Source organism: Streptomyces sp. NPDC005648 (genome assembly GCF_040605395.1).
Taxonomy (GTDB): domain Bacteria; phylum Actinomycetota; class Actinomycetes; order Streptomycetales; family Streptomycetaceae; genus Streptomyces.
The window spans coordinates 1-22,717 of the sequence record NZ_JBEXCS010000050.1; the positions used below are offsets into that span (position 1 = coordinate 1).

21 protein-coding genes are annotated in these 22,717 nt (G+C 70.5%); 8 read left to right on the top strand and 13 right to left on the bottom strand.

All coding sequences use genetic code 11. The annotated features are described in order from the left end of the window. Positions 1-88: 88 nt before the first annotated feature. The 4 genes from ABZT17_RS26240 to coxB all read right to left on the bottom strand — a co-directional run bounded on the left by ABZT17_RS26240 (position 89) and on the right by coxB (position 4,664). Positions 89-1,441, bottom strand: coding sequence for an Ig-like domain-containing protein (locus ABZT17_RS26240; RefSeq protein ID WP_356352043.1), 1,353 nt, complete (start codon positions 1,439-1,441; stop codon positions 89-91). A gap of 132 nt (positions 1,442-1,573) precedes the next feature. Then, on the bottom strand, positions 1,574-1,972 hold the full coding sequence (locus ABZT17_RS26245) for a cytochrome c oxidase subunit 4 (RefSeq protein ID WP_356352044.1): 399 nt from the start codon (positions 1,970-1,972) through the stop codon (positions 1,574-1,576). After that, positions 1,969-3,705 carry a cytochrome c oxidase subunit I gene (ctaD, locus tag ABZT17_RS26250; RefSeq protein ID WP_356352045.1) on the bottom strand — a complete coding sequence of 579 codons (1,737 nt, stop codon included), beginning with the start codon at positions 3,703-3,705 and terminating at the stop codon, positions 1,969-1,971. Before ctaD ends, ABZT17_RS26245 begins: the two co-directional genes overlap by 4 nt. Next, positions 3,702-4,664 (bottom strand): cytochrome c oxidase subunit II, encoded by a 963-nt coding sequence (coxB, locus tag ABZT17_RS26255; RefSeq protein ID WP_356352046.1) that lies wholly within the window; start codon positions 4,662-4,664, stop codon positions 3,702-3,704. Before coxB ends, ctaD begins: the two co-directional genes overlap by 4 nt. 265 nt (positions 4,665-4,929) lie before the next feature. On the opposite strand from coxB, the gene ABZT17_RS26260 reads away from it, so the two are divergent. Beyond that, positions 4,930-6,306, top strand: coding sequence for an aminotransferase class V-fold PLP-dependent enzyme (locus tag ABZT17_RS26260; RefSeq protein ID WP_356352047.1), 1,377 nt, complete (start codon positions 4,930-4,932; stop codon positions 6,304-6,306). A 4-nt stretch (positions 6,307-6,310) separates the two neighbouring features. On the opposite strand, the gene ABZT17_RS26265 is transcribed toward ABZT17_RS26260, so the two are convergent. Then, positions 6,311-7,285: a carbohydrate kinase family protein gene (locus tag ABZT17_RS26265; RefSeq protein WP_356352048.1), complete on the bottom strand. Its 975-nt coding sequence runs from the start codon at positions 7,283-7,285 to the stop codon at positions 6,311-6,313. Between the two features lie 154 nt (positions 7,286-7,439). Here ABZT17_RS26265 and ABZT17_RS26270 point away from each other — a divergent pair, with 154 nt between their 5' ends. Together ABZT17_RS26270 and ABZT17_RS26275 are read left to right on the top strand one after the other, a co-directional pair. Then, positions 7,440-7,649, top strand: a complete 210-nt coding sequence (locus ABZT17_RS26270) for a hypothetical protein (RefSeq protein ID WP_356352049.1) — start codon at positions 7,440-7,442, stop codon at positions 7,647-7,649. Between the two features lie 884 nt (positions 7,650-8,533). Then, on the top strand, positions 8,534-10,000 hold the full coding sequence (locus ABZT17_RS26275) for a hypothetical protein (RefSeq protein ID WP_356352050.1): 1,467 nt from the start codon (positions 8,534-8,536) through the stop codon (positions 9,998-10,000). Between the two features lie 106 nt (positions 10,001-10,106). Here the strand turns inward: ABZT17_RS26275 and ABZT17_RS26280 are convergent, their stop codons facing one another. Next, positions 10,107-10,463: an iron-sulfur cluster assembly accessory protein gene (locus ABZT17_RS26280; RefSeq protein ID WP_020137379.1), complete on the bottom strand. Its 357-nt coding sequence runs from the start codon at positions 10,461-10,463 to the stop codon at positions 10,107-10,109. A 243-nt stretch (positions 10,464-10,706) separates the two neighbouring features. Here ABZT17_RS26280 and nadA point away from each other — a divergent pair, with 243 nt between their 5' ends. Continuing rightward, the gene (nadA, locus tag ABZT17_RS26285; RefSeq protein ID WP_356352051.1) at positions 10,707-11,903 is read left to right on the top strand and encodes a quinolinate synthase NadA; all 1,197 of its coding nucleotides are present in this window, start codon (positions 10,707-10,709) and stop codon (positions 11,901-11,903) included. An 18-nt stretch (positions 11,904-11,921) separates the two neighbouring features. Here nadA and ABZT17_RS26290 read toward each other — a convergent pair whose 3' ends face one another. The 6 genes from ABZT17_RS26290 to ABZT17_RS26315 form a co-directional block, all read right to left on the bottom strand. Then, a complete protein-coding gene (locus ABZT17_RS26290) occupies positions 11,922-14,165 on the bottom strand; it encodes a protein kinase (protein WP_356352052.1) in 2,244 nt (747 codons plus the stop codon). Continuing rightward, the gene (locus tag ABZT17_RS26295) at positions 14,053-14,865 is read right to left on the bottom strand and encodes an efflux RND transporter permease subunit (protein ID WP_356352053.1); all 813 of its coding nucleotides are present in this window, start codon (positions 14,863-14,865) and stop codon (positions 14,053-14,055) included. The genes ABZT17_RS26290 and ABZT17_RS26295 overlap by 113 nt, the downstream gene beginning before the upstream one ends. A gap of 72 nt (positions 14,866-14,937) precedes the next feature. Continuing rightward, entirely contained in the window at positions 14,938-15,618 is a 681-nt protein-coding gene (locus ABZT17_RS26300; protein WP_356352054.1) for a response regulator transcription factor, read from the bottom strand. Positions 15,619-15,694: 76 nt separating this feature from the next. Continuing rightward, positions 15,695-16,927, bottom strand: coding sequence for a histidine kinase (locus ABZT17_RS26305; protein WP_356352055.1), 1,233 nt, complete (start codon positions 16,925-16,927; stop codon positions 15,695-15,697). A 191-nt stretch (positions 16,928-17,118) separates the two neighbouring features. After that, the gene (locus ABZT17_RS26310; protein ID WP_356352104.1) at positions 17,119-17,397 is read right to left on the bottom strand and encodes a hypothetical protein; all 279 of its coding nucleotides are present in this window, start codon (positions 17,395-17,397) and stop codon (positions 17,119-17,121) included. A gap of 31 nt (positions 17,398-17,428) precedes the next feature. Then, entirely contained in the window at positions 17,429-18,208 is a 780-nt protein-coding gene (locus ABZT17_RS26315) for a PspA/IM30 family protein (RefSeq protein WP_356352056.1), read from the bottom strand. 217 nt (positions 18,209-18,425) lie between these two features. On the opposite strand from ABZT17_RS26315, the gene ABZT17_RS26320 reads away from it, so the two are divergent. From ABZT17_RS26320 to ABZT17_RS26330, 3 genes are all read left to right on the top strand, one after another. Further along, positions 18,426-19,100 (top strand): DUF3043 domain-containing protein, encoded by a 675-nt coding sequence (locus tag ABZT17_RS26320; RefSeq protein ID WP_356352057.1) that lies wholly within the window; start codon positions 18,426-18,428, stop codon positions 19,098-19,100. An 83-nt stretch (positions 19,101-19,183) separates the two neighbouring features. Then, entirely contained in the window at positions 19,184-19,885 is a 702-nt protein-coding gene (locus ABZT17_RS26325) for a methyltransferase domain-containing protein (RefSeq protein WP_356352058.1), read from the top strand. A 97-nt stretch (positions 19,886-19,982) separates the two neighbouring features. After that, a complete protein-coding gene (locus tag ABZT17_RS26330) occupies positions 19,983-21,059 on the top strand; it encodes a trypsin-like peptidase domain-containing protein (protein ID WP_356352059.1) in 1,077 nt (358 codons plus the stop codon). A 54-nt stretch (positions 21,060-21,113) separates the two neighbouring features. Here the strand turns inward: ABZT17_RS26330 and ABZT17_RS26335 are convergent, their stop codons facing one another. Next, complete coding sequence (locus tag ABZT17_RS26335; protein ID WP_356352060.1) at positions 21,114-21,326, bottom strand: hypothetical protein; 213 nt, start codon at positions 21,324-21,326, stop codon at positions 21,114-21,116. Between the two features lie 113 nt (positions 21,327-21,439). Here ABZT17_RS26335 and ABZT17_RS26340 point away from each other — a divergent pair, with 113 nt between their 5' ends. After that, entirely contained in the window at positions 21,440-22,648 is a 1,209-nt protein-coding gene (locus ABZT17_RS26340) for a bifunctional adenosylcobinamide kinase/adenosylcobinamide-phosphate guanylyltransferase (protein ID WP_356352061.1), read from the top strand. Positions 22,649-22,717 lie beyond the last annotated feature (69 nt).

Sequence of the window (22,717 nt, forward strand, 5' to 3'; positions counted from 1 at the left end):
GTTGTACGTGGGTTTTCGCCCGGTGCGGCGAGAGTGCGTGCCAGGCGTCGAGCGGCAGGCGGGACTTTCGCAACACGCCCCAGCGTTGTCACACCGATTGTGGGCGCAGTCTTGCCGTGTCCTCGGGGCGGGGCGCGTCAGGTGTCCCGCCCACCAGGGCGCTGCCCTTGCGCCAGGTCTTCCAGGCCATGTTCCAGTCGCCGAAGCCGTTGCCGAAGTCCTCCATGGTGTCGCCGTTGGAGTTGATGACCTTGACGACGTCGCCCTGGTGGATGTGTTCGAAGAACCACTCGGCGTTGGCGGTGCTCATGCCGGTGCAGCCGTGGGAGACGTTCTCGTAGCCCTGTGAGCCGACCGACCAGGGCGCGGCATGGACGTACTCGCCGCTCCAGGTGACGCGGGTGGCGTAGTAGACGGGGAGGTCGTACGAGTCCGCGGAGCCCTCGGCGATACCGACCGTGGTCCCGCGCATACGTACGTACTGTTGCTTCTCCAGCACCACCTTGACGCCGTTGCGGGTCTCGAAGCCGGGCTTGCCGGTGGTGACCGGGATCTCGTTGATGTCCTCGTCGTTCTTGTAGAACGTCAGGGAGTGCGCCGAGGCGTCGGTGACGGCGATGACGCGGTCGCCGATGTTCAGCTTGAGCGACTTGGACCGGTCGCCCCAGAGCCGGTCGCCGATCTTCACGCCGTCGAGGTCGCTGTGCACCGTGACGGTGGCGTGGGCCGGCCAGTAGTCCTTCGGCCGGTAGTGGAGCTCCTTGTCGTCGACCCAGTGCCAGGCGCCGTCGACGGCCGGTACGGAGTCGACGCGCAGGGCCCGTTCGACTATGGCGCGCTGTGCCTTGTCCTTGATCGGCTGGTCGAGTTGGGCCGTGACGGGCTGGCCGACGCCGTAGTCGCCCGAGTCCGGGCCGAAGGTGACTTTCAGCCGCTTCTTGGTGGTGGGCTTGCTGGTGTCGAGCGTGAGCACCTTGCGGCCGGGCGCGCCGTCCTCGTCCTCGGTGCTCACACGGAGCGTGTAGTGGGCGTTGGCGGCCAGCGGGGAGGTGCTGTGCCAGCGGGAGCCGTCGGCGGAGAGTTCGCCCGTCACATAGCGGCCTGTGGCGTCCTCGGCGGTGACGTCCGTGATGCGGCCGTCGTCGTTGACGGTGACCTCCAGCGGCTTGTCCGGGTCGGCCTGCTTGTGGTCGCCCTTGGGACCGTTGAACGAGATCTGGTCCGAGGCGTCGTACGGCTTGGCGGTCAGCGGGTTGCCGCCGCCGCTGCAAGCGGTGCCGCCCGCGCCGAGGGCGATCACCAGCAGCGTGCAGCTGACGACGGTGCGGGTGCGTAGGCGCGCCGGTGTCGAGGAGGCGAGCGCGCGGAGGCCCGAAGGGTCGAGCACGGTCGCCTCCTCGACACCGGCTCTGGCGCCGCGAAAGGACACGGTGTGGTTCATGACTTCGACGCTAGGGAGCGGAGTCAATCGCGGCGCGCTGGGTGACACGTACGAGGGACACACATTGCGGCAAAAGCAGGAGCCCGGACGCTCCTGACGGAGTGTCCGGGCCCTTTTGGCGCTTCTGTCGTGCTACTGGGTGCGGTTCTCACCGCGGTAGTACTCGAAGACCCAGCCGTACAGGCCGATCATGATGATCGGGGCCGAGAAGTAGAGCAGCCACCAGCCGATCGCGATCGCCAGGAAGGCGAGCGCGCCACCGATGCCGAGGGCGAGCGGCTGCCAGCTGTGCGGGCTGAAGAACCCGACCTCGCCGGCCTCGTCCGCGACGTCGGCCTCCTTGTTGTCCATGGCACCCGCGTCGACCCGCCGGGCCGTGAAGCCCAGGTAGAAGCCGACCATGATGCACAGACCGAAGGCCAGGAAGAGCGCCGTGGTACCGGCCGGCTCCTTCGACCACACGCCATAGACCACCGCCATGGCGAGGACGAAGACGCTCAGCCACATGAACATCTTGCCCTGAACCTTCACTTGCCGGCCTCCTTGCCACCAGCCAGAGCCTTCTCACCGTGAGGCGCGTTCTCGAGCTGGTCGAGAGCGGCGATCTCAGGGTGGTGCAGGTCGAACGCCGGGGATTCACTGCGGATCCGCGGCAGGGTGAGGAAGTTGTGCCGCGGCGGCGGGCAGGACGTCGCCCACTCGAGCGAACGGCCGTAGCCCCACGGGTCGTCGACACCGACGGGCTTGCCGTACTTGGCGGTCTTCCACACGTTGTAGAGGAACGGCAGGATCGACATGCCGAGCAGGAACGAGCCGATCGTGGAGACCGTGTTCAGCGCGGTGAAGCCGTCGGCCGCCAGGTAGTCGGCGTAACGACGCGGCATGCCCTCGGCACCCAGCCAGTGCTGGACGAGGAACGTGGTGTGGAAGCCGATGAACAGCGTCCAGAACGTGATCTTGCCGAGGCGCTCGTCGAGCATCTTGCCGGTCATCTTCGGCCACCAGAAGTGGAAGCCGGAGAACATCGCGAAGACGACGGTGCCGAAGACGACGTAGTGGAAGTGCGCCACCACGAAGTACGAGTCGGAGACGTGGAAGTCCATCGGCGGCGAGGCCAGGATGACGCCGGTCAGACCACCGAAGGTGAAGGTGATGAGGAAGCCGGTCGCCCAGAGCATCGGGGTCTCGAAACTCAGTGACCCCTTCCACATGGTGCCGATCCAGTTGAAGAACTTCACGCCGGTGGGTACGGCGATGAGGAACGTCATGAAGGAGAAGAACGGCAGCAGCACACCGCCGGTGACGTACATGTGGTGCGCCCACACGGTCACCGAGAGGCCGGCGATGGCGATGGTCGCGCCGATCAGGCCCATGTAGCCGAACATCGGCTTGCGGGAGAAGACCGGGATGACCTCACTGATGATGCCGAAGAACGGCAGGGCGATGATGTACACCTCTGGATGGCCGAAGAACCAGAAGAGGTGTTGCCACAGCAACGCTCCGCCGTTGGCCGAGTCGAAGACGTGTGCCCCGAATTTCCGATCCGCCTCCAGCGCGAACAGCGCGGCGGCCAGGACGGGGAAGGCGAGCAGGACGAGCACCGCGGTCAGCAGCACGTTCCACACGAAGATCGGCATGCGGAACATGGTCATGCCGGGCGCGCGCATGCAGATGATCGTGGTGATGAAGTTGACCGCGCCGAGGATGGTGCCGAAGCCGGAGAAGGCCAGACCCATGATCCACATGTCGGCGCCGATGCCCGGGGAGCGGACCGCGTCCGACAGCGGGGAGTAGGCGAACCAGCCGAAGTCGGCCGCGCCCTGCGGGGTCAGGAAGCCGCCCACGGCGATGGTCGAGCCGAACAGGTACAGCCAGTAGGCGAACATGTTCAGCCGGGGGAAGGCCACGTCCGGGGCGCCGATCTGCAGCGGCATGATCCAGTTCGTGAAGCCGGCGAACAGCGGCGTCGCGAACATCAGCAGCATGATCGTGCCGTGCATCGTGAACGCCTGGTTGAACTGCTCGTTCGACATGATCTGCAGACCAGGCCGGGCCAGTTCGGCGCGCATCAGCAGCGCCATCACGCCACCGATCAGGAAGAACGCGAACGACGTGACGAGGTAGAGCGTTCCGATCGTCTTGTGGTCGGTGGTGGTGAGCCACTTGATGACCACGTTGCCGGGCTGCTTGCGCCGGACCGGCAGCTCGTCTGAGTAGTGCCCCTCAGCTGCCGCGGCACCCTGGGGTTCGTTGAGGATGCTCACAGGTTGTTCGTCTCCCGGTTCTTCTCGTGGCTCGTCTGCGCGATGCCGGCGGGAATGTAACCGGTCTGCCCCTTCTTGGCGAGGTCCTTGAGGTGCTGCTGGTAGCGCTCGGGGGAGACGACCTTCACGTTGAACAGCATCCGGGAGTGGTCGACGCCGCAGAGCTCGGCGCACTTGCCCAGGAAGGTGCCCTCCTTGTTGGGGGTCACCTGGAAGGAGTTCGTGTGGCCCGGGATGACGTCCATCTTCATCAGGAACGGCACCACCCAGAAGGAGTGGATGACGTCACGAGAGGTGAGGACGAAGCGGACCGTCTCGCCCTTGGGCAGCCACAGCGTCGGACCCGGGTTGTTCGTCTGCGGGTTCCGGGTGCCGGGCGTGCCGACGTCGTAGACGCCACCGGCGTTCGCCGGGAAGGCGTTCTTGAACCGGTCCGGGATCGCGGCCAGGTTCTCGTCGGTCTTCGCGTCACCCGTGACCCCGGGGACGTTCTCGATGTAGTTGAAGCCCCAGCTCCACTGGAATCCGACGACGTTGACCGTCACGTCGGGCTTCTTGTCCGTGAGGCTGAGGAGCTTCGACTCGTCGCGTGCCGTGAAGTAGAAGAGCACCGAGACGATGACGAGAGGGACGACCGTGTACAGCGCCTCGATCGGCATGTTGTACCGGGTCTGCGGAGGAACTTCGACCTTTGTGCGGCTGCGCCGGTGGAAGAAAGCACTCCACAGGATCAGGCCCCACACCAGCACGCCGGTGGCGAGCGCGGCTGCCCAGGAGCCCTGCCACAGGGAGAGGATCCGCGGAGCCTCTTCCGTGGTCGGGGTGGGCATACCAAGGCGGGGGAAGTCCTTGTATGTGCAACCGGTGGCGGTCGCCAGGACCAGGCCCGCGGTCATTGCCTGCAGCAGCTTCCGCCGCATCGGGCGCCGCGGCGAGCGGTCGGAGCCGTTGGGACTCACGTAGCGCCTTCCCGAGAGTCTCGCCCGCGCGGATGGCTGCGGCCTGCCTTCTTCGGTGGTCGGTCGCCGCCCTGCGTCGGGCAGGGGTTTGGATGTTTATGCGGACCAAACCCTAGCCGACGCTCTCCGAGGGTTCAGCGGGAGGGGTGCCTACTGGGTGGGGGGTTCGCTGAATTGGCGGCCGGGGGTGCGTTGTGGCTGGTCGCGCCCTGCGGCGGAGCCACTGATGTCACAGCCCCGCGCCCCCGGGGGTTAGCGTTGGCGTGTGTCCTACTTCGACGCCGCTTCCAGTGCCCCTCTGCATCCCGTGGCTCGTCAGGCGCTGTTGGCCTCCTTGGACGAGGGATGGGCCGACCCCGCCCGTCTGTACAGGGAAGGGCGACGGGCCCGGTTGCTGCTGGACGCCGCGCGGGAGACGGCCGCCGAAGCCGTCGGGTGCCGGGCCGACGAACTCAGCTTCACCGCTTCCGGGACGGCGGCCGTACACACCGGAGTGGCGGGCGTGTTGGGCGGGCGGCGGCGGGTCGGGCGTCACCTGATCGTGTCGGCCGTCGAACATTCCTCGGTGCTGCATGCCGCTGACGCGCACGAGGCCGGGGGCGGGACGGTCACCCAGGTGGCGGTGGGCCGATCGGGGGCGGTGGATCCTTCGGAGTACGCCGCCGCGCTCCGGCAGGACACCGCGCTGGCGTGTCTGCAGTCGGCCAACCACGAGGTGGGCACCGAGCAGCCGGTGGCGGAGGTGGCCGAGGAGTGCCGGGCCGCCGGGGTGCCGCTGCTGGTGGACGCGGCGCAGTCGCTCGGCTGGGGGCCGGTCGGGGGTCCCTGGTCGCTGCTCGCCGCGAGCGCGCACAAATGGGGCGGACCCGCCGGCGTCGGACTGCTCGCCGTACGAAAAGGTGTCCGGTTCTCACCCCAGGGGCCCGCCGACGAGCGGGAGTCGGGGCGGGCGGCCGGGTTCGAGAACCTGCCCGGCATCGTCGCGGCGGCGGCCTCGCTGCGGGCCGTGCGGGCCGAGGCGGCACAAGAGGCGGTACGGCTGCGGGAGCTGACGGAGCGGATCCGGGCCCGGGTGCCCCGGCTGGTTCCGGACGTGGAGGTCGTGGGCGATCCCGGGCGGCGGCTGCCGGGGATCGTCACCTTCTCCTGTCTCTATGTCGACGGGGAGACCTTGCTGCACGAGCTGGACCGGGAGGGCTTCTCCGTCTCGTCCGGGTCGTCCTGCACCAGCAGCACGCTGACGCCCAGCCATGTGCTGAAGGCGATGGGTGTGCTGAGTGAGGGGAATGTGCGGGTGTCGCTGCCGTCGGGCGCGGCCGAGGAGGACGTGGAGCGGTTCCTTGAGGTGCTGCCCCGGGCCGTGGCGGCGGTGCGGGAGAAGCTGGGGGCGCCGGTGCCGGTGACGGTGCGGGAGGAGGGGGCGCTGGTCGTGGACGCCCTCGGCAAGCTGTGTCCGCTGCCCGTCATCGAGTTGGCGAAGGTCATCGGGGACGTGCCGGTGGGCGGCACCGTGCGCGTGCTGGCCGACGACGAGGCGGCCCGCCTGGACATCCCCGCGTGGTGCGCGATGCGCGGGCAGGAGTACGTGGGCGAGGAGCCGGCGGACCACGGTCGTGTGTACGTGGTCCGCCGCGTCTCCTAGTGCCTCACGCCAGGTGCGTCCGGACCTCGGCCGCCGCGTCGTGGCCGTAGGCCTTGGTGAAACGGTCCATGAAGTGGGCGCGCCTGAGCTGGTACTCCTGGGTGCCGACCGTCTCGATGACGAGGGTGGCCAGCATGCAGCCGACCTGGGCGGCGCGCTCCAGGGACACGCCCCACGCGAGGCCGGACAGGAAGCCGGCGCGGAACGCGTCGCCGACACCGGTGGGGTCGGCCTTGCGCTCCTCCTCGGCGCAGCCGACCTCGATGGCCCCCTCGCCTGCCTTCTCGATGCGTACGCCCTTCGAGCCGAGCGTCGTCACCCGGTGCCCGACCTTCGCCAGGATCTCCGCGTCGGACCAGCCCGTCTTGGACTCGATGAGCCCCTTCTCGTACTCGTTGGAGAAGAGGTACGTCGCCCCGTCCAGCAGTATCCGGATCTCGTCGCCGTTCATCCGGGCGATCTGCTGGGAGAAGTCGGCGGCGAAGGGGATGGACCGGGACCGGCACTCCTCGGTGTGGCGGAGCATCGCCTCGGGGTCGTCGGCGCCGATCAGCACCAGGTCGAGGCCGCCCACCCGGTCGGCGACCGTCTTGAGCTCGATCTGCCGGGCCTCGCTCATCGCGCCCGTGTAGAAGGAGCCGATCTGGTTGTGGTCGGCGTCGGTGGTGCACACGAAACGGGCCGTGTGCAGGGTCTCCGAGATACGGACCGAGTCGGTGTCGACGCCGTGCCGCTCCAGCCAGGCCCGGTACTCGTCGAAGTCGAAGCCGGCCGCGCCGACCAGGATCGGGGTCGTGCCGAGCTGGCCCATGCCGAAGGCGATGTTGGCGCCGACGCCGCCCCGGCGTACGTCGAGGTTGTCGACCAGGAAGGAGAGCGAGACCGTGTGCAACTGGTCCGCGACCAGCTGGTCGGCGAAGCGGCCGGGGAAGGTCATGAGGTGGTCGGTGGCGATGGAGCCGGTGACTGCGATGCGCACGGTGGGATTCTCCTGAGGGGAGAAGACGGATTGACAGTTCACGCTACCCGGTCGCGGCGGAGCGCTGAAGCGGTGGCTGTGTGTCACTGAAGCGGCCAAAACTACCCGATAGTAGATCTTTCTCGGCGGGCGGGTGCGTGCATACGGTTCCGTTATGACGAACCTCAAGGTCCATGCACCGGCCCCGGTCGACCTCGAAGGCGACATGGCGTCGCTGTGGGGCGACTGCGCCCGGATGGTGCCCCACTGGGCCGCTCCCGACCGGGTCGCGGCGCGTCCGGTCTCGCCGTCGCTGATCCACGGTGTGACCGTGCCGTCGAAGTCGGCCCGGCTGCTGGACGCGATGTCGGACTACGGGGACTGAGGGAAGGGGCGTCGGTAGTCCGGATCGGCGCGTTCCAGGGAACCGCGCGCTCCCCCGCTGCGTCCCATCGCCGTCCCCCGTAAAGGGGATGCGCGATACGACCCTTTGCAGGCCGAATTGACAGGGCCGGGTCAGGGTCATGGGACAGCACGTGAAGGAGCGATGCGGTGACTACGGAGCGACCCGACAAGGATGCCGAGGAGCAGGGCGCCCTGGAGAAGCGGGATGCCGGTTCCCCGGACGTCACGGAGGGCGAGACGGAGACACCCGTGCCGGAGGAGCGGAGGTCGGGGGCTGCTGGGGCAGCGGCGGAGGATTCTGCGGCAGCGACTGCTCCCGAGACCTCTGTTGTGCCCGGGGTTTCTGGGGTCGGGGATTCCGGGGTCGGGGATTCTGAGCCCGGGGTTTCTGAGCCTGCGGCCGCTGAGACCCCCGCCGATGAGCCTCGGGCTTCCGAGGCTGCCGCTGTTGAGGCCGCTACCGATGAGGCTACGGCTTCAGAGCCCGCCGCTCCTGAGGCCGCCACCGCTGAGGCCTCAACTTCCGAGACCGCCCCTCTTGAGGCCGCCCCTCTTGAGGCCGCCGCTGAACCCCCTGCTTCAGAGCCCCCCGCTCCTGAGGCCGCCGCAGCTGAGTCCGCCGCGTCCGGGGTTTCGGACGCCAAGGCGGGGAACGGCGCGGGCGGGGCGAGCGGCGGTGGGCCGGTCGGTGCGGAGGAAGAAGTCGCCGGCGATGTTCCCGACGCCACTCCCGGTTCCGCTCCCGACGCCACTCCCGACCCCGTCCCCGGCGCCGCTCTCACCCCCGACCCCGACCCCGTTCCCGCCACCGCGCTTGACCCCGTTCCCGATGCCACTCCCGACCCCGCGGTCGGGCATTCCGGTGTGGGGCGTCGTCGGTCGCCTGTTCTCATCGCCTCCGTCGCCGCCGCCGTTCTGCTCGTCGGCGGTGGAGGGGCGTATCTCGCGGCGTCGGCCTCCGGCGGTTCCGGTGGGGGTACGGGAGCCGGGGCCTCCGGTGGTGGCACCACTCCCCCGGCGCTCTCCCTCGACGGTTACAGCCAGAGCGGGTCGAACGGGATCGCGCCCGGGGAGCCCAACCCGTACGGCGTGACCTACAAGGCCGACGGCGGCCTGCCCGACGGGCCGGACTCGGCGCCCGTGTACCGCGCGTCCGGCGAGGTCACCCGGGACGAGGTGGCCCGGCTGGCGAAGGCACTGGGGCTCGACGGGGCGCCGGTGGAGAAGGGGCAGGCCTGGCAGGTCGGGCCGAGCAAGGACGGTTCGGGGCCGAGCCTGGTGGTGAACAGGCAGGCGCCCGGCACCTGGACCTTCCATCGGTACGCCGCCGGGACCGACGCCTGTCAGAGCGTCATCGTCTGCGCCAAGGACCCGGCGAACCCGGCCGGCGCCACGGTGAGCGAGGCGGTCGCGAAGAAGGCGGCGGCGCCGATCCTGAAGGCGGTCGGTCAGGATGACGCGAAGGTCGACGCGAGTCAGGTCATCGGGGCCCAGCGGGCGGTCGACGCCGACCCGGTCGTGGGCGGGCTGCCCACCCACGGCTGGACCACCGGGCTCACCGTCGGCGCGAAGGGTGAAGTGGTCGGCGGCAGCGGCCAGTTGAAGGCGCCGGTGAAGGGGGACAGCTACCCCGTGCTCGGCGCGGAGAAGACGCTGGCCCTGCTGAACGCGGCGCCCACGACCGACCACCGCATGGGCATCGGCGGCTGCGCCAGCCCCGTACCGCTGAAGGACCGTTTCGAGGAGCCGTGCGGGCAGGGGACCTCGGCCCCGACGGCGTCCACGGCTCCGGCCGGGAACACGGTCACCGTCGAGAAGGCGGTGTTCGGGCTGGCCTCGCACACCGTGTCCGGCGGACAGCCGGCCCTGGTGCCGTCCTGGCTGTTCGAGGTACGGGCTGCGGGCGCGCGGGACACCTTCACGGCGACGTATCCGGCGATCGACCCGAAGTACCTGACCACCTCCGCCGTCGCCCCCAGCGGCTCGTCGCCCAGCACTCCGGGCGACGAGCCGACCTCGGCGCCGAAGACGCACGACGTCAAGGTGGACGGCTACACCGCCGACGGCAAGGAGTTGACGGTGGCCTTCACGGGCGGGGTGTGCGGCGACTACGACGCCACGGCGAGCGAGAGCGCCGACAAGGTGACCGTGACGGTGACCGAGACACCCTGGAAGGGCAAGGTCTGCATCATGATCGCCAAGGAGATGACGAGGACCCTCCAGCTGGACTCGCCGCTCGGCGACCGCACGGTCGTGGGCTCGGACGGCAAGGAGATTCCGCTGGTGAAGCCGGGTGCGCGGCTGCCGCGGTCGACGGCCGGGGTGCGGTAGCCCGGAAACACGCGAAGGCGGCGGCCCTGTCGGAGGGGGCCGCCGCCTTCGGCATGTGTGCCGTGGCGCCTTCAGCGCGTGGTGCCTTCAGCGCGAGGTACGCGATTCAGCTGAAGGAGTCACCGCAGGCGCAGGAGCCCGTCGCGTTCGGGTTGTCGATCGTGAAGCCCTGCTTCTCGATGGTGTCCACGAAGTCGATGGACGCGCCGCCCAGGTACGGGGCGCTCATACGGTCGGTGACGACCTTGACGCCGCCGAAGTCCTTGACCACGTCCCCGTCGAGGGAACGCTCGTCGAAGAAGAGCTGGTAACGCAGGCCGGAGCAGCCGCCGGGCTGAACGGCGACGCGCAGGGCCAGGTCGTCACGGCCTTCCTGGTCGAGCAGGGCCTTGACCTTCGCCGCGGCGGCGTCGGACAGGATGATGCCGTCGGTGACGGTGCCGGTCTCGTCCGATACGGACATCTACATCTCTCCCGGGTTGTACGGAGACTGCTTGCCGACTGGTGCAACCGGCAAGGCCGCGGATTCATTCCGGGCCGGGCGCCGGATTTCCGGCGTCTTCTTCATGCTCGCACACGTGGCAGGCAGCCGAAAATGCCGCACCGGGATTCATGTCACATCGACGCGATGACCATCGTCAAAGTGACGTGAACCGGGTTATGATAGATAACGTCAGATCGACGAAAAGTAGAAAGGGTGCGTGTCGTGACCACCGCCCAGACCACGGAGCTCGACGTACAGCCGACTCCGCTCGCCCTGCTGCTGCTCGGCCGTGAGGCCGACCCGAAGAGCGAGCGGGGCGTCGAGTGCCCCGGCGACCTGCCGTCCCCCTCCGACCCCGACCTGGTGGCCCGCGCCCGCGCGGCCAAGGAGAAGCTCGGCGACAAGGTCTTCGTGCTCGGCCACCACTACCAGCGCGACGAGGTCATCCAGTTCGCGGACGTCACGGGCGACTCCTTCAAGCTGGCCCGGGACGCGGCGGCCCGCCCGGAGGCCGAGTACATCGTCTTCTGCGGTGTGCACTTCATGGCCGAGTCGGCGGACATCCTGACAGGCGACGACCAGAAGGTCGTCCTGCCCGACCTCGCCGCCGGGTGCTCCATGGCCGACATGGCCACGGCCGAGCAGGTCGCCGAGTGCTGGGACGTCCTGACCGAGGCCGGCATAGCCGAGCAGGTCGTGCCGGTCTCGTACATGAACTCGTCCGCGGACATCAAGGCGTTCACGGGCAAACACGGCGGCACCATCTGCACCTCCTCCAACGCCCGGCGGGCGCTGGAGTGGGCCTTCGAGCAGGGCGAGCCCGGTTCGACGAAGGTGCTGTTCCTCCCGGACCAGCACCTGGGCCGCAACACCGCGGTGCGGGAGATGGGGATGACGCTGGAGGACTGCGTCGTCTACAACCCGCACAAGCCGAACGGCGGTCTGACCACCGACCAGCTGCGGGCCGCGAAGATGATCCTGTGGCGCGGCCACTGCTCGGTGCACGGCCGCTTCAGCCTGGAGTCGGTCGAGGACGTGCGGGCGCGGATCCCGGGCGTGAACGTCCTCGTGCACCCCGAGTGCAAGCACGAGGTCGTCGCGGCGGCGGACCAGGTCGGCTCGACGGAGTACATCATCAAGGCGCTGGAGGCGGCCCCGGCCGGTTCCAAGTGGGCCATCGGCACCGAGCTGAACCTGGTCCGCCGCCTCGCGAACCGTTTCGCCCCCGAGGGCAAGGAGATCGTCTTCCTCGACCGGACGGTCTGCTTCTGCTCGACCATGAACCGCATCGACCTCCCCCACCTCGTCTGGACCCTGGAGTCCCTGGCCGAGGGCAAGCTGGTCAACCGGATCGAGGTCGACAAGGAGACCGAGGCGTTCGCGAAGCTGGCGCTGGAGCGGATGCTGGCGCTGCCGTAGCCATGGCGGGTCCCGCCGTCACCCCGATGCGGACGTCCGCTCGGGGTGCGCGGGGTCCAGGCTGAAGACCGTGCCGTCCGGGGTGCTCACCACCAGCGCGCCGCCGTACAGCAGCACCTGGGACTTGGTCACGTCGCCGTCGTCGAGCCGGTCCGCCCGGGCGCCCGTCTCCCACAGCGGCCTGCCCTCGCGGGTGTCGAGCGCCGCGACCCGGCCGCTGGCGCCGGCCAGATAGAGGGTGTGGGTACGGGCGTCGTACAGGGGCCGGCCCGAGCCCTCGACGCCGGTCCGGGTCTGCCACAGCGGTTCGCCGGTCAGCGGGGACACGGCGGTCGCCCGGCCGTTGGCCCCGGCGATCCACAGGGTGCCGGCGGCCAGCCGTACCGAGCCGTCGTAGGTCTTGGTCAGCTTTGTCGTGGTGGCGGCGCCGGTGTCCGGGTCGAGCAGCCAGATCTCGCCGAACGTCAGGTCCTCGGGGCGCGCCGGACCGGTGTCGCCACCGACCACGAAGGCCAGCCGGCCGCCCACCGTGCCGAGCAGGCTGCTCGTGTACGGGGTCCTGAGGCGCCGGAGCACCGATCCGTCGGCCCTGTCCAGCTCCAGGAGCAGGGCCTCCTTGGACTCGTCGCCCGGGAAGCAGTGCGCGTACAGGCGGGAGCCCTCGGTCGTGAACTGGCAGTAGTAGCCGGCGGGCAGCTGGGTGGTCCAGTGGTCGGCGCCGGTGCGCGGGGAACGGGCCGTCACGAGTTTCCCGCTGGTGTCGGTCGTCAGGACCAGGTCGCCGGAGACGATCTGGTCGACGGTCACGTTGTTGCGCGGGCGGGACCACAACTGCTCGCCGCTTTCGGTGTCGAGGGCGACGATGCTGACCTTCGTGCCCCCGCCGGCCCCGTAGACGTAGTGCTGGAGGAGCATCGCGTCGTCCCGCACCCCGAGGAGCTCGAAGTCGTCCCGCGCCGAGTCCGTGCCCTCGGCGGAGGTCGCCAGGGCGGAGCGCCAGACGGTGGCGCCGGTGCGGCCGTCCAGACGGACCGGGAGGACGTTGTTGCCCGCGCAGTAGACCGCGTTCTCGTACTGCCGGCAGGTGGCGCCGCCCGCGCTTGTGTCGTGCTTCGCCAGGGCGTTGACCTCGCCCCGCTGTGCCGTCTCCATCATCGTCGTCCGCCAGGACTGCCAGCCGGCGGGCACGGCCGACCATCTGGAGGCGGTCGAGGAGCTCGCCGTCCCCGGCGAGTCCGCGAAGCCGGGGCCGAACCGCAGGTACCAGAGCAGACCCAGGGTGAGCGCGCCCACCGTGCCGGCCGTCACCAGGAGCGGACGGACCCGGCGGATTCGGCGGCGGGGCCGCGGGAGCCTTGTCACCGCCGCCGGGCCGGCGCCGGAGAAGGTCTCCTCGACGGCTCGCAGCCCCTCACGGCGGAGTGTCACGGTGGCCAGGTCGGCCGGGCCAGGCTCGGGCAGGACATCCGCCAACTCCTGGGCCAGTTCGTCCAGTTCGGGACGGTCCGCGGGCTCCTTGGACAGACAGCGCTCCAGGACCCCGCGCAACGGCTGCGCCACGCCCTTCAGTTCGGGTGACTCGTGGACGACCCGGAAGGCCGTCATATAGGGGCTGTCGGTGTCGAAGGGCCCGCGTCCGGTGGCGGAGAAGGCCAGCAGCGCGCCGAGCGAGAAGACGTCCGAGGCCGGGCCGACCTTGCGGGCGTCGGTGAACTGTTCCGGGGACATGAAGGGCGGGGTGCCGATCATCTGGCCGGTCTCGGTCAGGGTCGTGTGGTTCTCGGCCGCGCGGGAGATGCCGAAGTCGATGACACGGGGGCCGTCCTCGGCCATCAGGACGTTGGCGGGCTTGAGGTCCCGGTGCACGACTCCGGCCCGGTGGATGTCCCGCAGCGCCTCCACCAACCCCAGGGCGAGCCGCCGAAGTTCGGTGCCCTTGAGGGCTCCGTGGTCGCGGATCCGGTCGGCGAGGGAGCTGCCCGGCACGTACTGGGTCGCCATCCAGGGCCGTACCGCCTCCGGGTCGGCGTCCACCACGGGGGCGGTGAAGGCGCCGCTGACCTTGCGGACGGACTCGATCTCCAGCCGGAAGCGGGCGCGGAAGACCTCGTCCTCCGCGTACTGGGCGTGGACCACCTTGACGGCGACGTCACGACCCGAGCGCGATCTGCCCCAGTAGACGACGCCCATGCCTCCGGAGCCGAGCCGGTCGACCAGCTTGTACCCGCCGACCGACTTCGGGTCGTCCTTGTGCAGTGGCACCGCCGGAATCCCCTTCTCCGTAAAGCAGTTCGAGCCACAAGATACATAACCGCGACATCACGGCGGCCCGGTCCGTCACACGCCCGCGGGCTCCGGCTACGGCTCCGGTGCCGGCGTGCCCGTCCTCGCCGCCAAGGGTCGAGGTGATCAGTCCGCCGATGACCACGACCGCCGGCGGCTGGGCGATGAAGCCGCCCTCTCCGGTGACGCCCAGGGCCATCGGGAGCAGGGCGAAGATGGTCGCCAGAGCGGTCATGAGGATCGGGCGCAGCAGGTACTGGTTGATCAGGTCGATCAGCACGATCGCGATCGCCGCCGGCATCGCCAGGCCCAGGTTCTTGAACGCGCTGTCCTGGTCGGAGGTGACCCCGCCGATCTCGGCCGTGGTGCCCGCCGGGAGCTTCAGGGCGTCGATCTTCGACTGGAGTTTCGTGCTGACGGCGCCCGTGTCGTCGCCCGTCGGCTTCGCCGTGATGGTGGCGGCGCGCTGACCGTCGACACGGGTCATCGACACCGGGCCGTCGACCACCTTCACGGTGGCGATGTCACCCAGCCTCACCGGGCCCAGCCGGAGGTTCTTCAGCTGGTCCGACGTCACCGCCGGCTCGGGCGACTTGATGACGACGTCGCACTCGGTGTCGTCCAGGCCCGCCTTGGCCGCCGCGGCCTTGGAGTTGGCCCTGACCGAGATGCGCGGCACGCTCCGCGAGAGGTCGCTGGTGACGTCGGTGACATGGTCGAGGCCCGCGACCGCGGTACGGGCGGGTAGCGCTCACTCCACCCTCGGACGTACCAGCCCGGACTCGTACGCGATGACGACCAGCTGGGCCCGGTCACGTGCGCCCAGTTTCGCCATCGCCCGGTTGACGTGCGTCTTCACGGTGAGCGGGCTGACCTCCAGCCGCTCGGCGATCTCGTCGTTCGAATGGCCGCCGGCGACCTGGACCAGGACCTCCCGCTCGCGCACGGTCAGGGCGTCCAGTCGCTCGGTGCGGGCGGGGTCGCGGCCGTCGTCGCCGTCCCCCTGGGCGAGGAAGCGGGCGATCAGGCCCTTGGTGGCGGCCGGGGAGAGCAGGGCCTCGCCACCGGCCGCGACCCGGATGGCGCTGAGCAGTTCGTCCGGTTCGCTGCCCTTGCCGAGGAAGCCGGAGGCGCCGGCGCGCAGGGACTGCACCACGTAGTCGTCGACCTCGAAGGTGGTCAGGATGACGATCCGGACATGCGCGAGGGTGGGATCGGTGCTGATCATCCGGGTGGCCGCGAGACCGTCCGTGCCCGGCATCCGGATGTCCATCAGCACGACGTCCGCCCGCTCCTCCTTGGCCAGCCGCACCGCCTCCGCGCCGTCGGAGGCCTCCCCGACGACCTCCATGTCGGGCTCGGAGTCGACCAGCACCCGGAAGGCGCTGCGCAGCAGGGCCTGGTCGTCGGCGAGCAGGACGCGGATGGTCATGCGGGGTCCTTTGCGGGGCGTGAGGTGCTGGTCCCACGACAACTTCCGTGGGGTGCGCGGTAGTTCCGCGGGTGGGTCATACGGCGTCCTCCGATGCCCCCGACCGGGTCCTGACCGGCAGGATCGCATGGACGCGGAACCCGCCGCCGTAGCGTGGACCGGTGGTGAGGGTGCCGCGCAGGGCGGTGACACGTTCGCGCATGCCGAGGAGGCCGTGGCCGCCGCCCTCGTCGGATCCGTCGTCGGGGGCGGCGCCCTCGGCGATGCCGTTGTCGAGGACGGTGACCTCGATGTCCGGGCCCACACGGACGACGCTCACCTCGGCCTTCGCCTCGATGCCGGCGTGTTTCTGGACGTTGGTGAGGGCTTCCTGGATGACCCGGTAGGCGGCCAGGTCGACGGCGGCGGGGAGGGTGGTGCCGTGGTCCGCGCGGGCGACCTCCACATGCAGGCCCGCGCTGCGGAAGGTGCCGACGAGTTCGTCGAGGCGGGCGAGGCCGGGGGCCGGTTCGGTGGGGGCCTCCGGATCACCGGACTGTCTGAGCAGACCGACCGTGGCGCGCAGTTCGTTGAGCGCGGAGCGGCTGGCCTCGCGGACATGGGCGAGGGCCTCCTTGGCCTGGTCGGGGCGCTTGTCCATCACATGGGCGGCCACTCCGGCCTGCACGTTCACCAGGGCGATGTGGTGGGCGACCACGTCGTGCAGATCACGGGCGATCCGCAGCCGCTCCTCGGCCACCCGCCGCCGGGCCTCCTCCTCCCGGGTCCGCTCCGCCCGTTCGGCCCGCTCGCGGATGGCCTGGACGACGGCTCTACGGCTTCGTACGGCGTCGCCCGCGGTCGCGCCGATGCCGGTCCAGGCGAAGATCGCGAGGTTCTCCTGGGCGTACCAGGGCAGGGGGCCGCCGAGCATCGCGGCGCCGGTCAGGACGGTCATGGTGAGCAGGCCGAGGCGCCAGGTGGTGGGGCGGTCGGTGGTGGAGGCGACGGTGTAGAGGGCGATGACCGCGGACATGGCGACGGGGGCGCGGGGGTCGTCGGCGACGCACTCGATCAGCGAGACGGTGCCGGTGAGGGCGAGGACGGTCCTGGGGGCGCGGCGGCGGAAGACCAGGGCGAGGGCGCCGAGGGTCATCAGGACCAGCGACAGGAGGTCGGGGGTGCGGACGCCCCAGGTCACGCCGTTCCTGCCGTGCGGGTCCACGAAGGAACCGGCGACCATACAGGCGAGGACGCCGGCTGCCAGGGCCGCGTCCAGCGCGAGGGGGTGCGCCTTCAGCCGGCACCGGGTGCGTTCTAGTGTGCCCACGCCTGAACAGTACGGGGCGCTTGACCTGCGCGGAACTGGTGGTAGCCGTACCTCGGAGCGGCAGGCTCCGGGGGCTGCCGCCCCCAGACCCCCCGCCTCGGCCTGAACGGCCTCGTCCTCAGACTCCGGACGAGCTGAGATTCCGTGACCGGCGTCGGGACATACCGGACGCGATGAGAGGGGGGCGGCCGTCAGCCGGGAATCAGTCCGTCGTCGCTCAGCAGTTCCCGGACCTCCTCCAGGGTGGCGTCCGGGGAGGGGAGGATGAGGTCGGAGGGTTCCAGGGCGTCGTCGGGCAGGGGGGTGCCCAGGTCGCGGACCTTGGCGAGGAGGGCCTGCAGGGTGCGGCGGAAGCCGGGGCCGTCGCCGTTCTGCATCTCCCTCAGGAGCTCGTCGTCCAGCTCGTTGAGCTCGGTGAGGTGGCTGTCGGCCAGCCTCACCTGACCCTCCCCCATGATCCGTACGACCATGTCGCCCATGTCGGCCTCCTAGGCGTGGCCCCTACTGCTTGTCGAAGCGCGGGGTGTCCTGCGGCTGCTGCTGGGACTGAGCCTGCCCTGTGCCGCCCTCGATCGCCTGCTGGGACGAGCCTCCGGCGAGCTCCGCCTTCATGCGCTGCAGTTCGAGCTCGACGTCCGAGCCGCCGGAGATCCGGTCCAGCTCGGCCTGGATCTCGTCCTTGTGCATCCCGGACTGGTCGTCGAGGGCGCCGGACGCGAGGAGCTCGTCGATGGCGCCGGCACGGGCCTGGAGCTGCGCCGTCTTGTCCTCCGCGCGCTGGATCGCCAGGCCGACGTCGCCCATCTCCTCCGAGATGCCGGAGAAGGCCTCACCGATCCGGGTCTGCGCCTGGGCCGCGGTGTAGGTCGCCTTGATGGTCTCCTTCTTGGTGCGGAAGGCGTCCACCTTGGCCTGCAGCCGCTGGGCCGCCAGGGTGAGCTTCTCCTCCTCGCCCTGGAGCGTCGCGTGCTGCGTCTCGAGGTCCGTGACCTGCTGCTGGAGCGCGGCACGGCGGGACAGCGCCTCACGGGCGAGGTCCTCGCGGCCCAGCGCGAGCGCCTTGCGGCCCTGGTCCTCCAGCTTCGAGGACTGCGACTGCAGCTGGTTCAGCTGGAGTTCCAGGCGCTTGCGGGAGGTGGCCACGTCCGCCACGCCCCGGCGCACCTTCTGGAGCAGCTCCAGCTGCTTCTGATACGAGTAATCGAGGGTCTCGCGCGGGTCCTCGGCCCGGTCAAGGGCCTTGTTCGCCTTCGCGCGGAAGATCATCCCCATACGCTTCATGACACCGCTCATGGGCTTCGCGCGCCCCCTTCTGACGGACTTCCAGCTCCAGCTCTGCGACAGAACCCACAGTACGGGCCCTGCATCCATTGACGCACTGTTCGGGGACGGATGCGCTCATCCCCAAGGACGACTGCACCCTGACCCGCTCCGGCGTAGGGAGTAGGTGTCCCCCCGACGTAGCCGGATCGTGCGCAACGCCCCCTCTGTCCCTTACATGACGACTGGTGTTGCCGGATCGTTCCCCGCCGGGCTGGGGTCCAACCCCGGCCACCCCGTACCCTTGGGTTTTGTGTTCCGTAGCCGTGCCAAGGACGAGAAGGCCGCAGTCGCCGACAAGGCGTCGCCGGTCGACTCCAAGCAGCCCCGTGACCCGCAGGCCCCGAAGGGTCGCCCCACCCCCAAGCGCAATGAGGCCCAGTCCCAGCGCCGCAGCGTGGCCAACACCTCGCTGACGCGCAAGGACGCCTCCAAGCGCCAGCGCGACGAGCGCCGTGCCGCGCTGGAGCGGCAGCGCCAGGCGCTGGCGGGCGGTGACGAGCGTTATCTGCCCGCCCGCGACAAGGGCCCGGTGCGCAAGTTCGCGCGCAACTGGGTGGACTCGCGGTTCAACGTGGCGGAGTTCTTCCTGCCCATGGCCGTGGTCATCCTCGTGCTGAGCGTGGTGCGGGTGGGCGCGCTGCAGAGCATCGCGCTGCTGCTGTGGCTCGTCGTGATCGTGCTGATCGTGCTCGACTCCGTCATCAGCGGTCTGCGGCTGCGCAAGGCGCTCGGTGAGCGCTTCGCCGACCAGAACCGCCGTGGCGCCGTCGCCTACGCGTTGATGCGCTCCCTCCAGATGCGCCGTCTCCGGCTGCCGAAGCCGCAGGTCAAGCGCGGAGAGCGGCCCTGAGCACGACGTCGTTCTCCGGGGGCGCGGCGGAATCCTGGCTGGCGAAGCTGGGTGGGCTGCGGAATGCCGTACGGCAGGAGCTGGTGGCCCGGCAGCTCGACGAGCAGATAGCCGGGCGCTTCCCCGTCGGACAGCGGCTGCGGGTGCTCGACGTCGGGATGGGCCAGGGCACGCAGGCACTGCGGCTGGCCCGGGCCGGTCATCAGGTGACCGGTGTGGAGCAGGACGCCACGATGGTCGCGGCGGCGCGGGAGGCCCTCGCCGGTGAGCCGGAGGGCATCCGGGAGCGGGTGCGGATCGTCCAGGGCGACGGCCGGGACACCGGTGTGCACTTCCTGCCGGGCAGTTTCGACGTGGTGCTCTGCCATGGCGTGCTGATGTACGTGGAGGAGCCGGACGCGCTGCTCGCGGGGGTGGCGCGCATGCTGGCCCCGGGCGGCCTGCTGTCGCTGCTCGTGCGCAACGCGGACGCGCTGGCCATGCGGCCGGGCCTGTACGGCGACTGGGCCGGGGCCCTGGAGGCCTTCGACACGGTGTCGTACACCAACCGGCTCGGGCTCGATGTGCGCGCCGACCGTCTGGAGACCCTCACGGCGACGCTCGCCGGGATCGCGGCGCCCCTGCAGGCCTGGTACGGGGTGCGGGTGTTCACGGACACCGCGGCGGACGACGCGGAGCCGCCCGCCGACCTGGAGAGCCTGCTGGCGGTCGAGGAGCGGGCCGGACGGACGGACCCGTACCGCCGGGTGGCCGCCCTGTTGCATCTGTGCGGCGTGCGGGGCTGAACAGCACGGGGGCAAGGGCCCAGGGAGCCCAGGGGTCGCTAACCCGTTCGGGCCAACAGCGCGGGCCCGGCCGTGCGCCCGACAGGAGACTCGGGGCATGGCTGACTCCCGTTCCCGTGCCCCCCGGCTGGTCGCGTCCGTCGCGGTCCTGTGCTGTTCGGTCGCCCTGGTCGCCGGCTGCTCCGCGTCCGGGCCGTCCGGCACCGAGACCTCGACCACACAGGCCGCGCAGGCGGTCGTGCGGAAGTCGGGCAACGATCTGCAGAGCGACTACCAGAAGGTGATCAAGCAGGCGCTGCCGTCGGTCGTGCAGATCGAGGCCGGCAGCTCCCTGGGGTCCGGGATCGTCTACGACGACAAGGGGCACATCGTCACCAACGCGCATGTGGTCGGCAACGAGAAGACCTTCAAGGTGACGACCGCCAACAGCGAGGACACCCTCACGGCGAAGCTCGTCTACTCCTACCCCGACCAGGACCTCGCCGTCGTCAAGCTGGACAAGGTGCCGAGCGGGCTGAAGGCGGCCTCCTTCGCGGACTCCTCGAAGGTCCAGGTCGGGCAGATCGTGCTGGCGATGGGCTCACCGCTCGGGCTGTCGTCCAGCGTCACCCAGGGCATCGTGTCGGCGACCGGACGGACCGTCAGCGAGGGCGGCAGCGACGGCGGTACGGGCGCCACCATCCCCAACATGGTGCAGACGTCCGCGGCCATCAACCCGGGCAACAGCGGTGGCGCCCTCGTCGACCTCGACGGCCAGGTCATCGGCATCCCGACACTCGCCGCGACCGACCCCGAGCTCGGCGGCAGCGCGGCGCCCGGCATCGGGTTCGCGATCCCCGCCTCGATGGTGAAGACGGTCGCCGGCCAGATCGTCGAGAGCGGCAAGGTCACCGACTCGGGTCGGGCCGCGCTCGGCATCACGGGCCGTACGGTCGTCGACGACAGCTACCAGGCCGCCGGGGTCGCCGTCGTCGAGGTCAAGAGCGGTGGGGCGGCCGACAAGGCCGGGATCGAGGCCGGGGACATCATCACCCGGCTGGGTGACACCGACATCACGACGATCACCTCCCTGTCCGAGGCGCTCGCGGCTCAGAAGCCGGGAGAGAGGACATCGGTGACGTTCACCCGCAACGGGATCGAGAAGAAGGTCGATGTGACGCTGGGCGAGGTGTGAGGGGAGGGGCGGCCGGCGGGCCGCCCCTCTTCCTCCCTGCGCCTGCGGCTACGCCTATGCCTCCGCCGAACGCAGGCTCATCGGGCCGTAGATCTCCGCGGAGTCCTCGAACAGCCGCACCTGGTCGGCGCCGCCGTCCAGCAGGGCCTTCCAGTGCTCACCGATCCAGGACTCGGCATCTCCCTGCGTGGTGAACTCCTCGGGCTGAACCGCGGGCTGGACCTCCCCGCCGTCGGCCTTCTCGAACCGCCACGTCCATGCCGCCATGTCGCCTCCGCTGGGTTGAGCCGTGAGCAACCTACGGTAGTTGATCGTCTACCGGCTGGTGGGGGGTGGTTGCGCCCACGCAGCGCAGCCGCACATCGGCGAAAATCATTTCTGTGGAAGTGACTCTGCTCGGTACCGGTGCCCCCGCCGGGCTCCCCCGCCCCGACTGTGCTTGCGCCGCCTGCGCCCTCGCCCTCGGGGCGGACGCCCGGGCGGCCACCGCCGTGCTCGTCGACGGGGCGCTGCTGCTCGATCTGACGCCCGGTGCCGCCTTCGCCGCCGCGCGGGCCGGGCATTCGCTCGGCGGGGTGCGGCAGGTGTTGCTGTCGCATCCGCACGACGGGCCCGTGGTGGAGGTGCCCGCCGGGCTGCCGCAGCCCGGACGGGTGCCGGACGGGCGGGAGTTGGCGTCGTTGACGGGGTATCGGGTGCGGGCCGTGGCGATGGACGCGCCGGGGACCGGATACGCGGTGACCGGACCCCACGGTCAGCGGTTGCTGTATCTGCCGCCCGGGGGCGCGCCCGCCGGGCTGGAGAACGGGAACGGGAGCGCGGAGTCGTACGACATGGTGCTCGCCGATGTCGTGGGGCGGCCGGACGCCCTGGCCAAGCTGCGGGCGGTGGGGGCGGTCGGGCCGACCACGGATGTCGTCGCCGTCCATCTGGACCACGATGTGCCGCCCGGCGCGGAGTTGCGCCGGCGGCTCGCGGCCGCGGGGGCGCGGGCCGTGCCGGACGGGGCGACGCTGACCGTCGGCGTGTACGAGGACGTGCCCGACGTGCCGCGGCGGACCCTGGTGCTGGGCGGCGCACGGTCGGGCAAGTCCGTCGAGGCCGAGCGGCGGCTGGAGGCCTTTCCGGATGTGCTGTACGTGGCCACCGGTGGCACTCGGGGCGGCGACGGCGAGTGGGCGACCCGGGTCGCGGCGCACCGGGAGCGGCGGCCCGGGTCGTGGCGTACGGCCGAGACATGCGATCTGGTGCCGCTGCTGGCGCGGGACGGGGCGCCGCTGCTGATCGACTGTCTGTCGCTGTGGCTGACGGACGCGATGGACTCCGTCGGGGCGTGGGACGACGCGGTGTGGGCTGGCGGGGGTGAGCGGGCGCTGCGGGAGCGGGTGCGGGAGTTGACGGAGGCGGTGCGTTCGACGCGGCGGGTCGTGGTCGCCGTGTCCAACGAGGTGGGGTCCGGGATCGTGCCGGCGACCGCCTCGGGGCGGCGCTACCGGGATGAGCTCGGGCGGTTGAACGCGGCAATCGCGGGTGAGTGTGAGCAGGTGGTGCTGGTGGTGGCGGGGCAGGCAGTGGTGCTGCGCGGGTGAGGGACGGTGCGCGGGTGAGGGACGGTGTGCGGGTGAGGGACGGTGTGCGGCCGGGCGTCGCCGCGGAGA